We start from the raw sequence: 14879 nt of genomic DNA, 5'->3' as shown, positions 1-14879 counted from the left end.
GACGGGTGCCGATCGATTCAAGGAAGCCTCCGACCCGGTAACAGCGTCATCGACCACGTCGCGTGATGCGCTGATGTCAGTGTGGACGTGCAGCTGGTGTCGATCCTGCGGACGTAGGGTGGGCGACTCCCGGAGAAGCGCCACGCTTGCCTCGCCCTGAATAATGGTACAGACCAATTCGCGCTCCGTCGAGTTCGGGGCAGGTAGGAGATGCGCGATGATGCGGGCCGACGAGCACACCAACGAGCCGAAGTACTACCTGGTCAAAAGGCACCTACTGGGGCTGTTGGCCGAGTTCGAACCCGGGGCCCCACTGCCCGCGGAACGGGAACTGGCCAAGTTGCTGGAGACCTCGCGGAGCACAGTCCGCCAGGCGCTCAGCGAGCTGGTGGCGGAGGGGCGTCTCGAGCGTCGCCACGGCTCGGGTACCTACGTGGCCGAGCCCAAGCTCGCTTGGCCCCTCGAGATGGCGAGCTTCACCGACCAGGCCGCCGCATCCGGCCTCGAACTGCAGACCTCGCTGATCGCCGCCGAGCGGGTCTGGGCCACCCCGGAGATCTCCGAGCTGCTCCACATCAAGGTCAATGCCGCCGTGCACCGGATCGAGCGACTGCGCAGGGTCAACGGAGCGCCGATGGCCCTCGAGCAGTCGCACCTGTCGGCCGCCCGGTTCCCCGGATTGGCCCGACTCCTCCGACGGTCCGGCTCGCTGTATCAGGTGCTGTCCGAGCAGTGGGGCGTCGCCATCGTGGAGGCGGTCGAGACGATCGAAACGGCGCCTGCGTCCCCCCGCGAGTCCGAGCTCCTCGGTACCGATACCGGGGCCCCCATGCTGGTCCTCACCCGGCACAGCTTCGATGAGTCCGGGGCCCCGGTCGAATGGGTCCGTAGCTGGTACCGAGGCGACCGATACACCTTCGTTGCACGGATGAGCTCTCGCCGCTGATGCCTCAGAACTCAATGAAACTATCTGTGACTCCGCGAGATGCCCGCGGGCCGGTCAGCGCGGGTGAAACGGTGCACTGTCCCCCGGGCTGTCAACGGCAAGCCAATTTGGTTCTGGCACGCGCGGCCATCCCGGCTCCAAGCACCACCTGATCGTCGACACCGGCGGCATCCCGCCGGCGGTCACCCTGAGCGGCGGCCACCGCCACGACGTCACTCAGCTTCTGCCCCTGCTGGACGCGATCCCGCCGATCCGCGGGCTCCACGGCCGGCCCCGGCGCACGCCGCGGGAGCTGTTCGCCGACCGCGGCTACGACTTCGATAAGTACCGCCGGTTGCTGCGCGAGCGCGGCATCAGCGACTCCCGGCCCGCGACTATGTCGGCCAGGTACCCCGGATCGCCGCGGTGTGCAGCTCCGCCGCCGCTTCTGACACAAGGGGCCCCGCTGGCGCAGCTGCTACAGGCCGGCCGGGCGGCGGGTCTCCAGCAGCGGCCCGGCTCGACCAGGCCGCCCTGTGGCGGCTGGTCTGGCGGCTGGCTCGCGCGGCTGGCGTGCCGTCCTGGGCGCGGTTGTCGCCGCACTCGATGCGCCACACCACCATCACCCTTGCCCTCGACGCTGGGGCACCGCTGCGCGACGTGCAGGACTTCGCCGGCCACCGCGACCCGCGCACGACGCGCCGCTACGACCGCTCCCGAAGCTCGCTCGACCGCCACGCGGCCTACACCCTCACCGCCTATCTGGCCTGACCGGAGGGACGCCCTTAGCCGGCGAGAGCCGAGTTGGTCCAACAGCGCTGGTGCGGGTGCCAGGTGGCGTTGATGAGGCCGGCGGCCAGGATGGGATCAAGGAAGCTCCCGACGAACGCCGTGGCGGCCTCGAAGGTGCGGTGTTCCTGGCACTCGGCGACGTCACGGGCGAGGCGGGGGTAGGAGCTGGCCCACTGATGAGGGCAGGCCCAGCGGGTGATCGGGTCGAGCCCTCGGTGATCTCGCTCGGCGATGATTGCGGTACGCAGGGCGTCTGCGTCGACCCGCTGGGTCCGGGCGATGACGACCAGGTCGACCAGGTCACGCACTCGGCTGGAGGGCAGCAGCGCGCTGCCGTGGCGCTCGAAGGTCGCGCAGACCTTGTCGGCGATGTGGTCGGCCACCGGATACAGCAGGCATCGCGGGGGCTCGATCCCGGGCATCGTGATGGTCGGGGCCGACTGCCGCGGCTCGGGGTCGCCGGTGATGATCGAGCCGATGACGACGTCGACGGTGAAGTCGGCCGCCTTGGTCACGCCGGCGTAGCTTGTGATCTTCACGGTGGCCAGCCGGCTGTCGGGTTGGCCGGGACGTTCGTCCTGGAACTTCGGGGCGGCGGAGGTGAACACGAACCGGAAGTGGTCGTCGAGGTCTAGGGCGGCCGCGGCGCGCAGCTCGGTGACGGCGTTGTCGAGGGTGCCGGTCCGGCGGAACAGGTCGATGTCGCGGCTGTGCCGGGCGGTGCGCACCCGGGCGAGCAGCGCGGTGCCGCCCTTGAGAACCCAGTCACCGTCGGGGGCGTAGGTGAACAGCCGCGCCAGGAACCGGTCGTAGACGAACTGCCGCTGCAGCTTGTCCGCCGGGATGCCGGTGGCCTTCGCCGCGGTCCTGCCGCGGCTGGACACCGCAGCCCACATCGCCTGGGGTGTGGCGTACCCGCTCGGGTGGGTCACCTCGGTCACCGGCGACAGGCTACTGATCGTCCCCGTCACGCTGATCGTCCCCGCCCGGCCGTTGCGGCGGCTGGGGTGTCTCGGCGCGCTCGCCGCGCCCCTGACCCTGTGCCAGCGCCAGGGCCGCACTGAGCCCGACCGGCGACGTCTGTTGCGCCGCAACAGCCGCGACCTGGCTGGCCCACGCTTGCTGCGCTTCCTGCATCCGCCGGTACGGCGAGAGCTGCTGCTCGTTGATCGCAGCCTGGAGCTCGGCCATCCGCCGGTACGGGGACAGCTGCTCGTTGATCGCGGCCTGGAGCGCAGCGATCCGTTGGAACGGCATCGCCCTCTCCGCCGCAGCCTGGACATCAGGTAGGGCGAGCAGCCGGCTGATCTCGGCTACCCGGTTCTGGGCGGCGTGATCGGCCAGCGCGGCGGCCACCGCGGCGACCGGCAGGTGGTTGGTCCGCGCGAGGCTGGCGAGATCGTCGGCGTCGGCTTGTTCGGCGGCCCCGCCGAGTTCGAGCAGGTGCCGCAGCAGCGCCTCGCCGTCACGGCGCGCGAGACCGAACCGGGCTGCGAACGGCGCCAGGCGGCCGCCGAGCTCGTCGAGGTCGACCTGCCGGGCCCGGACCGCGTCGGCGAGCACCCCGGCAACGTGGCCACCGTCGTGGCCATCGGCGAGCAGGTCGACGATCGTGCGCGCCGGCGTAGTGACCGGCAGCCCGCGGTGCAGGGTGACGTCGCCCTCGGGCAGCGCGCCCCGGTGTAGCCGCAGGTCGGCCCGCCGGGTCTGCTTACGCGCGGGCGTGGTGAACTCGTGGCGGTCGGCGTCGAGGTCACCGAACCCGTAAAAGGCCGCGGCCGACGCGTGCGACACCACCGGCCCGCCCGGGCCGTCCCCCAGCCGGTCCGCAGCCGGCCGCTCCGGGTCGAGCGCTAGCCACGCAGCGAACAGCTCGATGTTCTCGGTGGCTATCGCCACGCGCACCGCGTAGACGCCGTGGGTGAGGCGGACGAGGATCCCCGCCGCGCACAGCCGCGACAGCTGGATACGACTCAGTCCGGCCGCCACCGCTTGGGGCGTGGTGACCAGCCCCCACTGGCCGGCGGCCAGATCGGTGACCACCAGCGCCACCTCAGCGCTCTTCACATCTCACCCCTAACACCTATGTGACTGCACTAGTCACTCACGAGTTGCTGCAATAATAACCTCACTTGGGATACTTTTGCAGCACTCACTGCGCCTGCGGTGCTACTAACGCAGCAATTCAACGCTCACCGTCCGGGCCCGTGGAGCACCAGAACCGAACCCGGACGTCGGGCAGCCCGGTGTTGCACCTACTGCCCGTCGTCACCACCGGGGTTCCTGCTTTCCGGGGCCCGGGCGTGTCCCCCGCGCTGCTACTGCTACTCGTGCTGCTGGGGTTGCCGCTGGTTATGGTGATCGGTGTCCTTCCTCTCCGGTCGCGGCTACTGGTCGCCGGCGCGGTCGTGGTCGGGGCTTCCGCCGGAAGCACCCCGGCGGCCGCGGGCACGCCCGCCCCGGCCCTCCGCCTCGACCTCGCCGCCGGCGCTCAGGTTGGCGTTGCTGGCCTGCTGGAAGCTCGCGCTGATCGCGGCGATCTGCTCGGAGGTAACCCGGCGCAGCTCGGCCCGCTTGGCCGCGGCTTTGCGGCGCAGCTCGGCCAGCTCCTCACGGTGCGCCGCCCGCATCTCCTCGAGCTCACCCCGCAACCGCTCCACCGTCGCCCGGTCCGCCGCCGCAGCCCGGTCCGCGGCCGCCTTGTCCGCCTGCGCCCGAGTCCGGGCCAGACCGGGCTCCGAGGCCTCCTGCCGCGCGGTCTGCGCCTCAACCCCCGCTGCACGGACCTGCACCTCCGCGGCCGCCTGGGCCTGCTCGGCGGACTCGGCGCGCACTCGCTCGACCAGCTGCGCTGCCTCGGCACGGATCCGGTCCGACACCTCGCCCGCGGCCGCGGCGGCCGCCACGGCCTGCTCGGCGCCTGCCGCTCCTGCCCGACCGCGGCCGGGGCGTCGGCCCGGGCCTGCTCGACGGCGGCCAAGGCTTCCTCCGCCGCTTCGTCGGCCTGGGCCCGCTGCTCGACCTCCTGATCCGCCCGCCGGCGCTCGTTGGCCGCTGTGCGCTCGGCAGCCGACCGCGCTCCCTCAGCCTCCGAGATCCGCACGTCGGCATCCCGCCGGATCTGCTCGACCTCGTAGGACGCGGCATCCGGGTCGGCGACCGTCCGGGCAACCTCGGTGGCCCGCTCCAGGATCGCGGCCAGCTCGGCCTGCTGCTCCGCACCGGCTCGGCGGGTCCACTCCGCGGTCTCCTCGAACCGCACCAGCAACGCGCCCAACGAGAGCTGGCCATCGGACACCGGCCGTTCCGGCGCGACCAGCACATCCTCGACCAGTCGTCCTACCCCGCCGGCGGCGGCCCGCTCCAGATTGCGGCGCGCGGCGAACGCCCGGGCCCGGGTGGTCGGGGTTGTCGCAGTAGCGCGACGGCCGCCCTGGCACCCCGGACCGCTCGATCTTCTGGTCGCACACCGCACCCCCGGGTCCGGTCGGGAACTGGCAGCCCTCCTCCACGGTCCCGTCCCGGTCGTTCGCCGCGGCCAGGCCCAGCTGCGGCGCTGTGACGGTGTACGGGGGCTCTCCGAGCGAGGCCGGGTCCGGGCGGAGCCCGGCCCCCGGAGGGTCCGGCCCGCCGAGATCCCCACGCTGCGCGTCGCCTACAACATCATCAAGACGCTCGACCGATTCCTCATGTAGCTGTACCGCCCAGGGGTTCGTGACGCGGCTGGCCGATGGTTGGCCGCCGGCTTCAACGACGGCGCCACGCTCAAGCTGCTTGCTGCGGCGGTCGCGGTTATACCGCCCCCGCGTACCGGGCACGCAGCGCCTCGATCTCGCGGAGCGCGGCGTGCAGCCGGTGCCGCTGATCCAGCGCCAGCACCGCGGGCGCGGCGCGCAGCTCGGCGGCGGCGAGGCCAGCGACCGCCAGAGTGGCCGGAGTGATGGCGTCGCCGGCGTAGTCGGCAGCGAGCTCATCGAGCCACTCCCCCGGTCCGGCGAACGGCGGGTCGTCGCCGGCGCCCAGCGCTGCGTCGGCGGCCGCCTCGCGGTCGGTCGGTGAACCGTGGTCGAGGAACCGGCGGGCCTGTGCGAGGAAGCCCGCGAGGACCGCGCACACCTCGTCGCGGTGCTCGTCGATCCAGACCTGGCGGGCGTCGCGGTTGTGGTGCTCGCGGCGGGCGGTGCGGGTGAGTTGTTCGTCGGGCCGGTCGTACTTCAAGAGCGCGTCGAGGCGGTCGAGCCGGTCCTGGGTGCCGCGGCGGGTGGTGATGCCCAGCGGGGCGCCGAGCTCGGCCAGCGACAGCCCGAGATTGCGGCCGGTGCGCAGCAGCCGGTGCTCCCGGCGGCGCTCGTCCCACCAGCACCAGGTGTGCAACACCAGGGCGTCCGCGGTGTCCGCGGCCGCGACCCAGCGCGGAATCCCCGCGGCGCCGCGGGCGGCGAGGTAGTCGAGCACGTCGCGTGGTTCCGACCCCATCGCTGACCTGCGCGGATCGTCGATCCGGGCGTGCCGCCGCGCGATCCTTTCAAGGGCCGCGGCAAGCTCGGCGTCGGTGATCCGCGGCGGGGTGGCCATCGCGTGAGATTTTCACACACGCTGAACCGGACAGATTTGGGCCACTGTGGTGACACGCTGGGCCGCGGCCCGGGGACCCGCCGATGATCCATCTGGGGCCCGATAAAGTTCGATTATCGGGCTCAAGATCAGGCCGGGCGGGCCCTATAGGGAAGGCGGGACGGGTGCGCGGGTGCTGTCATAACTGCAGCCATCACTGGGGGGAATCGAGCACCGGCGGACCCGGCCAGACGCTCGGGGTCGCTCGGTGAGCACCGCGTCGGACGCCGCTCCCGAGCCCTCCCCCGCTCCCCCATCGGCCGATGCCGAAGTCGCGGCCGCGGCAGGCCCACCGCCGGGACATGCCCTGGCCGTCATCGCGGGCGGCGAGCGCCGCGTGCAGCACCCGCGCGACCTGGACCAGGCGGTGGGCGGCTACGCCGCCGCCTCCCGCGCCGCCAACACGTGGCGGGCCTACCGCGGCGATGTGGCGCATTTCGAGCGCTGGTGCGCCGCCCAGGCCCCGCCGGTCGCGGCGCTGCCGGCCAGTCCGGCGACGCTGGCCCGGTACCTGGCCGATTTGGCAGCGACCCACCGGCCGGCCACCCTAGCCCGCCGGTGTTCGGCGATCGCGGCCGCGCACGACCTGGCCGGCTATCCATCGCCCACCCGTGACCAGCAGGTCAAGACGGTCCTGGCCGGGATCCGGCGCAGGCACGGCACCCGCCCCGCCCGGGTGGCCCCGGCCCGCCTCGACGCTGTGCGGGCCATCCTGGCCACCCTCGATCCGGACCGGTTGGCCGACGTCCGCGACCGCGCCCTGCTGCTGATCGGCTTCGCCGGCGCGCTGCGCCGCTCCGAGCTCGCCGCGCTCACCGTGGCCGACCTGGTCGAGGACCACGAGGGCCTGCGGGTGTTCATCGTCCGCTCCAAGACCGACCCCGACGCGGTCGGCACCACCCGCGGGCTGGCCTACGGCGCCCACCCCGCGAGCTGCCCGGTCCGCGCCTGGCGGTCCTGGCTGCTCCACCGGGGGGAAGCCGCCGCCGGCCGGGCAGCCCACCCCTCCGCCGGGCCCGGTTCCGGTTCGGCGGCCACGGATCCCGCCGATCCCCTTCTTCTGCCGCCGCGAGATCTGCCTGGCGCGGCCGCGTTTGTGGCAGTGGATCGGCACGGCCGGCTGGGGCAGCGGGGGCTGTCGGATCGGGCGATCGCCCGGATCATCGCCCGCCGGGCGGACGCGGCCGGACTGCCGGGGCACTGGGCCGGGCATTCGCTGCGCCGCGGGTTCGCCACCACCGGCTACGCCAACGGGGCCTCCGAGCTGGCCATCATGCGGCACGGCCGGTGGCGCTCGAGCTCGGCGATGCGCGGCTACATCGAGGAGGGCTCGGTGTGGACCGACAACCCGACCGCCCGCCTCGGGCTGTGACCGCCATCCGCTACGCACGCCCCGCGGACGGACAGCAGCCCAACAGCAGCGCCGGGCCGGGGCCGGGGGCGAGGAGCCGATCCGTGCACCGCGGGGGTTGAGGGTGGATCCCGGATCGGTTTCTCGCCCTATCGCGATGCAGGACTAGGGATACGGTGCCGGGCGGCGCGGCGGGGCTGGCTTCTCCCGGGCGGGTCCCCGCCGATGATTACGCTGCGGCCGTGCAGCTGCTGCGGATGTCGTGCTGCGGCTCCTCGTGGGTCGGGGTCGAGCGGGCGCACTGCTGCCACCGGACCGGCGGGTGCGGCGGAGTCTTCGACGACGCCGCCTTGTGGGACGCGCACCGCAGCGGCGGGATCTGTGCGGACCCCCGCGATCTGGGGCTCGTGCCGACCAAGAACGGCATCTGGCTGCGGGCGCTGGAGGACGCGTCCGGCCACTAGCGTCCCGCCTCGCACCGGCCCCCTCGCCGGCCGTGTTGCGTGGCGTCGTCGCGTGAGTCGATGATCTCGACGACACCGACGGTGGAGACCCGGCGATCAGCGCTCACCCGGGCACACCTGGCGCAGGCCCTGATTCGCTCTCTGCGGCATCCCGGGGCCCACCCTGCCCCCATCCCCTACCGAAGATCATCCCGGCCGCCTCCGGCCAAACTAGGGGCCTGAAAGCGACCCGCTGCGGTTCCTGCTCCCGCCCGGCCGCCCTTCTGGGCGTGATTCACTCCCGCGGCACGCTCAGTACACGCACGCTGCACGCGCGCCTCAAGCTTGCTACCCGCAGCCTGCACGCACCCTGCACGCAAAGGACACGTCTGAGGACCGCATGCCCTCTGCATGTAGTCAGCATCTGCAACGCACGTGCCACGTAGTTTGACAGCACACTGATCGCCTGCTTCACGCACTTGTCATACTGGTTATCTGCATGTTCCTCGCATCTTTTAAGCAAGTAATACGCTCTTTTCATGCCTGCTATCCGCTGGCTTGCGGCGGTCGCCCTGCATGCAGTACGCGGATAGGCCGCTTGACCACCGCAGTCACCACGCATGTGACACACGAGTCATCTGCGTGTATCCCGCATGCCACCAGCACTCGACGCGCAGTTCGCCCGCATGTGCTCAGGCTGCGGGTCGCAGGCACCATGCCTGTGACCAGCAGTGAGGAGGCGGGTCACCAGCAGCCTTGATGCATGTGACCCACGGGTCCCCAGCAGGTGCACCGCACCATGTGCGCGGGTGGCCCGCAGGCGAAATGCCTGTGATCAGCACGTTTATCGCAGACACCATGCCTGCGACACGCCGACAGAGGGCAGGTCACCGGCAGGCTCCACGCACGTGATCTACTGGCCTCCCGCAATCACCGCGCACCACGCACGCGCCCGGCCCGCAGCTGGGATGCCTGCGCTCAGCACTCAACCAGCACTCAACAGGCAGGGAGCACGCTCGATGCTGTCTCGCGCCGTCGCCGTCATCAACGGGAAGGGCGGGGTCGGGAAGACCTCGCTCACCGCGAACCTGTCCGGGCTTATCGCCGCGGCCGGATACCGGGTCCTCGCCATCGACCTCGACCCGCAGGGCAACCTCGCCCGCGATCTCGGCTACAAGAACACCCCGGAAAACGATGACGGCCTCGCGCTGTTCTCCGCCGTCACCACCGGCCAGCAGCTCCGGCCCGTCACCGGGGTCCGCGACGGCCTCGACGTCGTGTGCGGGGGAGGGCGGATCGCGGAGATGGTCGGCGCACTCCACTCGCGCACCGCCCGCGGGGTCGCCACCGCCACCGCCGTCCGCGACGCCGTGGCCCCGATCGCCGAGAACTACGATCTGCTGCTCATCGACTGCCCCCCCGGTGAGCAGCAGCTGCAGCAGATGGCGTTGACGGCCGCGGAGTTCGCGCTCATTCCCACCAAGTCCGACTCCGCCAGCCTCGACGGCCTGGTCAAGGTCGCCGAGCTGTTCGGCGCCGTCCGCGCCACCACGAACCCGGACCTGCAGCTGCTCGGGGTCGTTTTGTTCGGGATCGGGGCCAGCGCCAAGCGGATCGCGCAGGACGCCCGCGCCGCGGTGGCCCGCGACCTGGGCACTGCGGACCTCGTGTTCGATGCCCGGATCCGTCACGTCGAGGGCGCTGCGGTGAACACCCGCGACCTCGGCCGGCTCGTCCACGAGATCGAGGCCGAGCTACCCCAGGCGCAGAAGACGCGGCTCGCGGCACTGCGATCCCGCCGCGCGGGTGGGAAACACCGCGCCGACGACGACGGCGGCGCCCCCCGTCTTGCCGCCTCCGCCTCGGGCCTCGCCGAGGATTACGCAGCCCTCGCGCAGGAAGTCACCACCCGGATCGCAGCGATGTCGGGGGTGACGGCATGACCGCCGACCGCCGGGACCTGTCGAATCTGACCGCCCCGACGCCCCGCGCGGCCGGGCTCACGCTCCCGCCGCGTCGCACCGCTCCGGCAGCCCCGCTCCGCGCCCCCGACACGGAGCCCGAACGCGAGACCAACAGCGAGCCCGAGGTCGTCGAGGCGGTGGTCGCCACGCCGGTGCGGGAGAGCACGGAGCGGCCCAAGCCCAGGAAGGCGAAGCCGCCCGTCCCGGGCGGGCGCAAGCGCCCCTACCCGGTGTATCTGCCCGGGCCGCTCGCCGATCGGTTGAAGGAGGCCGCAGGCGTCACCAGCTATGCCGAGTGGGTCCTGGCCGCCTACCGGCGGGTGCACACGCGGCTCGCCGACGTGTTCGGGCCGCCGCCTGCGGCCGATGACTCCGGCCTCCCTCCTCGCCCCCGGTCGCCCCGCCGCCACGTCGAGAAGCCGACGGCGATTCAGCTCCGTTTGACCGAACAGGAGATCGACGTGCTCGAGCGGAAGCGTGCCGAGCTGGGCGGTCCGAGTAAGTCCGAGTTCATCACCGCCGTCGTCGAGCTTCAGCTCGACGGGCCGTAACTCCCGACCTTCGTCCTGGCTGGGGGAGCGCAGGGTCACCCGGGATGAATCTGGTGCGATTGCTTCAGCACCGGGGAGACGGCGTTCGCCCGGAGATCTGCGCAGCGGACCTGCGCCGCCGCGTTGTCCTTGGGTCCGCCGGCAGGCGGAATGACCCGCGCGGTCGTGGCCGGACGAAGGGACGGTCACTACCAGGTCGCTTCGGTCGCGCCGACGCGCGGTCGCTTTCCCCCTTATCCGGGCCTGGTGATGACCTGGCGGTGCAAGCATCCCGCCGGCCGGAGCGGCGTGCCGAACCCCCGGCATCCACGCAACGCGGCGCCTGCCCAGGTCCCTTACGGCAGCAGCTCGAAGGCGCCGACGTGCCGGGGGCGCACGATCGAGAAGTGTCGCCGGTCCAAGGTCATCACTGTGCGGACGTCGAGCCGTTCGGCCAGAGCGATCACGCTGGCATCGGCGGCGCCGAGGGGGAGGTCGGCGTACTGCTCGACGAGCTCGGCTGCTCGTTCGAGGTCGGCGAGAGTGAGGTCGACCAGCTGGAATGTGCCAACGACGAGTGAGCGCAGAAACGCCGCCTCAGCGGCCGGGGTCGCTCGGGTGGAGAGGAAGTAGCAGACCTCTGTGACCACGAATGGCGAGATGAGGGGCGATTCTCGCAGGTTAGCGAGGGCGTCGAGGGAGCGGGCGTGGTCGGCGTCTTTTGCCGATGCCGCCGCGACGATCGGGCCGGTGTCGACAATGATCACGAGGCGGCGTGCTCAGCCCTCATGATCTCGCGGGCTCGGGTGCCGAGGTCTGTCTCGTCGGTCTGGATGGAACCAACCCAGGCCGGCGGCCACGGCTCGCGTCGAGTCGGGCCGCTGTCGGTCTGGCCGCCCTCGATGACCTCGAAGCGCACCCGATCGCCGGTGTGGAGCGGTAGGCCCAGACGCTCGGCGACCTCGGCCAGTTCGGGTGCCACAACGAACTCATGCACGTCGTCGTGCCGCGCCGGCATGCTCATGGTGCGCTCACCTCCTTCGGTCCGTCGTTGCTTCATCATCGCACGTCCCGGGGGTGCGACGTTGCCGGTTTCCCCCGTCAAGGCCTGCCGCCTGCACAAGGCGGGTCCTCGCCGCCCTGGTCGACGCCAGCGACGAACCGACCCCGACGATGCCCACGGGCCGGGAGACGGTGGCGTTGTCCCGATCTGTGCCGCTGTGTATCGCCTTCCTCGAGCCAGTGCCCGCGAGCGCCGCCGTTGCTTCCTGAGGGATGGGGTCTCGGGGGCGCGGTCACGCCGGCTGATCGGTGGGCTGCCAGCAGCTCCCTCCAGCCCGATCCGCAGAGCTCATGCCTCGGGCCGCGAGGGGCGACCCGAGCGAGCGTCGCGGAGCCGGCGGAGGTGTTCAGCAACGGCGGCGCGCGCTGCTGCGCGGGCGGCGCCGCTGCTGTGCTGCTGCGCCGGGAGGAAAGCGGCGGGGGAGGGAATGCCCTTGGCTCGCCGGGCGGCCGCAGCCTCGGCCGTGAGCCGGAGGTGGTCACCGCGGAGGCCGACAACCGCCGCGGGGAGCTGGTGAAGGCGGCCCTTCCACGGCTTGAGCCGATGCCCGAGGACGCGAAGCGGGTCAGCTGCGCCGCGCAGGGCGTCCCCGCGGTGGTGGTCGGGTCGGTCGGGGTGGTGGTCGAGGGCGTAGAGGATGCCGGCGACGCAGGCGCCGGCGGTCCACCAGGGTTTGAGCAGGGCCCGGGCGCGCCACAGCGGCACCTCGGATACCCCCCGGGGGTCTAGGCCCATTCGTTTGAGCAGGCAGATGGCGGCGGCAGTGCGCTCGGATGGGGAGTCGGGGATCTGGAAAACCGGCCAGTCAATGACACATTGACTAGCCGGTCGTGGCCGTCTGCCGCCCTGCAAGGGCTTAGTGCTTACGTGAGATTCGGGGAGGTCGCCACTTTGATCCACAGGGCAGGTGAGCTGGGGTGATGGATTGGCGGGCTGGGGGAGTGGGGCATTGGTGACGAGGGCATAGCTGGGGGTGCGGTTGGTGCGGGAGCCGAGGAACTCGGCGGAGGCTCCCGCCTCGACGACGACGACGAGGCCGATGTCTCGCGCCCACGCCAGGACGCGTGAAACGGTGCGGGTGGCGCGGCTTCCGGCCGTGCCGAGCCGCTCGGCGGTGACGCCGGTGACGAGGCCGGTGGTCCAGTCCATGGAGTGGACGAGCCGGCGGAGGATCTGCAGCCAGCTGTGCCGCTTGTCGCTGCGCCAGTCCTCGGCGTCGACGAGCTCCTCGACGCGGCGGAGCGCCTCGGCCTGGTCGACGAGCACCCGCCAGCCGGTCTCGATGAACTGCCGCCATCCCGGATGCGGCGCCCAGCGTGCCGAGTCGACGCGCCGGCGGGCCCGTTCTCGGCCGTAGGCCAGCGCGCGGGCGGCGGAGCGGTCCCGCTCGCGGCGCACGGCGCGGGGGAGCAGCCGCGGGTGCCCAGGCCGGGTCGGTGGGCGGGAAAGCGGCTCGACGCGGGCCGCACGACCACGTGGCGTGCGCGGTCGGCGCAGCGGTCTCGCCGCGACTGGCGGCCTGTTGACACCGAACGCGTCGGGGCTGTGGCCGTGCTCACCCGCGGTGCCGTGGAGCAGGCATTGCATCCCGTCGGGGCTGGTAGCCAGGACGAATGCGCCGTCCCGGTAGCACTCGGCACACCAGCCGGTGCCGGCGTCGAGCAGGGCCGAACCGTGTCGGGCTCGCAAAAGGTCCGGCCCAAGAGGTATCTTGGACACGCGAAAGCGCCCCTTCTGGCAGAGGGGGGAAATGGCCCCGGCTACGCCGGGGCGCTGACGTCAACTCGGGTGGCGGCCCAGGCTGACGTGACGACTAGACGAGGCGGCCCTCTGGCAGGGGCCGCCTCGTTCGTTGTTATGAGGCCTTGTTCAGCGGCAGTTCCTCCTGCTGGCTGGTGGCTTTCGGGAAGCAGTAGTCCGGGATGGGCAACCCGAGCGCCTCCCCCACGAGCCGGGTCACGACGTCGGTGACATCGACCCCATCCCTCTTGGCGATCGCCTCCGCCGCGACGCGGTACTCCCGCGGCAGACGCACGCCGGTGAAGACGCGGTCACCCTTGGCCGGCCGTCCCGGCTTCCTGCGCTCCCGGATCTCCATGTCCGGCTTTATACCGGTGACCAACCTCGTGGCGGCAGCGACGCGCCGAGAATATGAAACCGAAACTGCTATCTGCGCGCGCCGGTGCGCCCTTCGGCAGTGCCAGCTGCCGGTAGGCGGTTCGGGTTGACAGCTGGGCGACAGTGCCAGGAGTGGCCTGCGGACGCCGAAAGGTTCAGCCAGCGCGACCGATGCAGTCCGCGGCCCCTGGCTGCGCGGCAGGCAGGCGCGGCGTCGGCTCACTCTCCGGGCCTCGCTACTCACTGGCGAGGTCGGTGAAGACATCACTGGGGTCGCCGACGACCGCCAGGGCCGCGAGCCGGTCGAACCAGCTGAGGTGCTCGCCCACGTCCCGCCGCGCCGCCACCGATGCTCATCTGCACATCGGTGGCGGTGATGACCGCGCCGTTGCGATGCAAGCACCACGGAGTCGGTCCACCGGAACACGTCGGATCGGTATGTCGCCGGCCTTGCCCCGGTCGGTCGGCGAGGGCCCGGTGGCCTCGCCACGGCGCTTGGCCCGCACGCTCACGCTGTCCACCGCCGCCCGGGACCAATCGAGCAGGTCCTGCTGAGCGAGGCGGTCGAGCACAACCCGATGCAGCTCCCGCCACACTCCGGCGTCCCGCCACGCCCGCAGCCGCCGCCAACAGGTGACCCCGGACCCACACCCAAGTTCCCGGGGCAGCTCGTTCCAGCTGATCCCGGTCTTGAGCACGAACACGATCCCGGCCAGCGCCGCGCGGTTGGGCGCCCGCGGTCGCCCGGTCCGTCCTCGCCTCGCCCTCCGCGGCTGCGGGATCAGCGGCTCCACCAGCTCCCACAGCTCGTCGCTGACCAACCGCTCGACACAGGATCGTCTCGCCATCGACGGTGATGATCAGGAACGAGCGCAGATCCACACAGGACCGACACGCCCGCGGCTCGGCCGGTGGCCGCCCGCCGGCGTTCGACTCGCAGCCCTACCGCCATCGACACGCGGTCGAGTGCGGCATCAACCTGCTCAATCAGCACCGAGCGGTCGCGACCCGCCACGACAAGCTCGCCGTCCGCTACGAGGCCACCGTGCACGTCGCCACCATCAACATCTGGCTACCGC

Annotated in this window: 14 protein-coding genes and 2 pseudogenes; 7 read left to right on the top strand and 9 right to left on the bottom strand. The window is 71.9% G+C overall.

Translation table 11 applies throughout. From position 1 onward, the window contains the following. The first annotated feature begins 217 nt into the window (after positions 1-217). The 3 genes and pseudogenes from HF526_RS08695 to HF526_RS08685 all read left to right on the top strand — a co-directional run bounded on the left by HF526_RS08695 (position 218) and on the right by HF526_RS08685 (position 1696). Complete coding sequence (locus HF526_RS08695) at positions 218-946, top strand: GntR family transcriptional regulator (RefSeq protein ID WP_211176959.1); 729 nt, start codon at positions 218-220, stop codon at positions 944-946. Positions 947-1067: 121 nt separating this feature from the next. After that, positions 1068-1301, top strand: a pseudogene (locus HF526_RS08690) (transposase); the annotation flags it as partial. 50 nt (positions 1302-1351) lie between these two features. Next, on the top strand, positions 1352-1696 hold the full coding sequence (locus HF526_RS08685) for a tyrosine-type recombinase/integrase (RefSeq protein WP_338051370.1): 345 nt from the start codon (positions 1352-1354) through the stop codon (positions 1694-1696). A 14-nt stretch (positions 1697-1710) separates the two neighbouring features. On the opposite strand, the gene HF526_RS08680 is transcribed toward HF526_RS08685, so the two are convergent. The 4 genes from HF526_RS08680 to HF526_RS08665 form a co-directional block, all read right to left on the bottom strand. After that, on the bottom strand, positions 1711-2658 hold the full coding sequence (locus HF526_RS08680; protein WP_169380824.1) for a nucleotidyl transferase AbiEii/AbiGii toxin family protein: 948 nt from the start codon (positions 2656-2658) through the stop codon (positions 1711-1713). A 10-nt stretch (positions 2659-2668) separates the two neighbouring features. Next, a complete protein-coding gene (locus tag HF526_RS08675) occupies positions 2669-3784 on the bottom strand; it encodes a type IV toxin-antitoxin system AbiEi family antitoxin domain-containing protein (RefSeq protein ID WP_211176958.1) in 1116 nt (371 codons plus the stop codon). Between the two features lie 320 nt (positions 3785-4104). Next, complete coding sequence (locus tag HF526_RS08670; RefSeq protein ID WP_169380823.1) at positions 4105-4623, bottom strand: hypothetical protein; 519 nt, start codon at positions 4621-4623, stop codon at positions 4105-4107. Positions 4624-5509: 886 nt separating this feature from the next. After that, positions 5510-6292, bottom strand: a complete 783-nt coding sequence (locus tag HF526_RS08665) for a hypothetical protein (protein WP_169380822.1) — start codon at positions 6290-6292, stop codon at positions 5510-5512. Between the two features lie 247 nt (positions 6293-6539). Here HF526_RS08665 and HF526_RS08660 point away from each other — a divergent pair, with 247 nt between their 5' ends. The 4 genes from HF526_RS08660 (at position 6540) to HF526_RS08645 (ending at position 10640) form a co-directional block, all read left to right on the top strand. Then, a complete protein-coding gene (locus HF526_RS08660; RefSeq protein WP_338051369.1) occupies positions 6540-7703 on the top strand; it encodes a tyrosine-type recombinase/integrase in 1164 nt (387 codons plus the stop codon). 221 nt (positions 7704-7924) lie between these two features. Further along, a complete protein-coding gene (locus tag HF526_RS08655) occupies positions 7925-8146 on the top strand; it encodes an FDXHR family putative zinc-binding protein (RefSeq protein WP_169380821.1) in 222 nt (73 codons plus the stop codon). A 998-nt stretch (positions 8147-9144) separates the two neighbouring features. Next, positions 9145-10068, top strand: coding sequence for a ParA family protein (locus HF526_RS08650; RefSeq protein ID WP_169380820.1), 924 nt, complete (start codon positions 9145-9147; stop codon positions 10066-10068). Beyond that, positions 10065-10640: a hypothetical protein gene (locus HF526_RS08645; RefSeq protein ID WP_169380819.1), complete on the top strand. Its 576-nt coding sequence runs from the start codon at positions 10065-10067 to the stop codon at positions 10638-10640. Before HF526_RS08650 ends, HF526_RS08645 begins: the two co-directional genes overlap by 4 nt. Positions 10641-10975: 335 nt before the next feature. Here the strand turns inward: HF526_RS08645 and HF526_RS08640 are convergent, their stop codons facing one another. From HF526_RS08640 to HF526_RS08620, 5 genes and pseudogenes are all read right to left on the bottom strand, one after another. Then, positions 10976-11386, bottom strand: a complete 411-nt coding sequence (locus HF526_RS08640) for a PIN domain-containing protein (RefSeq protein ID WP_169380818.1) — start codon at positions 11384-11386, stop codon at positions 10976-10978. Beyond that, a complete protein-coding gene (locus tag HF526_RS08635) occupies positions 11383-11643 on the bottom strand; it encodes a hypothetical protein (protein ID WP_211176957.1) in 261 nt (86 codons plus the stop codon). Before HF526_RS08635 ends, HF526_RS08640 begins: the two co-directional genes overlap by 4 nt. 327 nt (positions 11644-11970) lie before the next feature. Further along, positions 11971-13080: a hypothetical protein gene (locus HF526_RS08630; RefSeq protein ID WP_169380816.1), complete on the bottom strand. Its 1110-nt coding sequence runs from the start codon at positions 13078-13080 to the stop codon at positions 11971-11973. 457 nt (positions 13081-13537) lie between these two features. Next, positions 13538-13780, bottom strand: coding sequence for a hypothetical protein (locus HF526_RS08625; RefSeq protein ID WP_169380815.1), 243 nt, complete (start codon positions 13778-13780; stop codon positions 13538-13540). A gap of 463 nt (positions 13781-14243) precedes the next feature. Then, positions 14244-14648 (bottom strand): annotated as a pseudogene (locus HF526_RS08620) (IS5 family transposase); the annotation flags it as partial. Positions 14649-14879: the final 231 nt, after the last annotated feature.

It is taken from the genome of Pseudonocardia acidicola (assembly GCF_012911935.1).
In the GTDB taxonomy this organism is placed as follows: domain Bacteria; phylum Actinomycetota; class Actinomycetes; order Mycobacteriales; family Pseudonocardiaceae; genus Pseudonocardia; species Pseudonocardia acidicola.
This window is presented reverse-complemented; position numbering and strand designations above follow the sequence as displayed.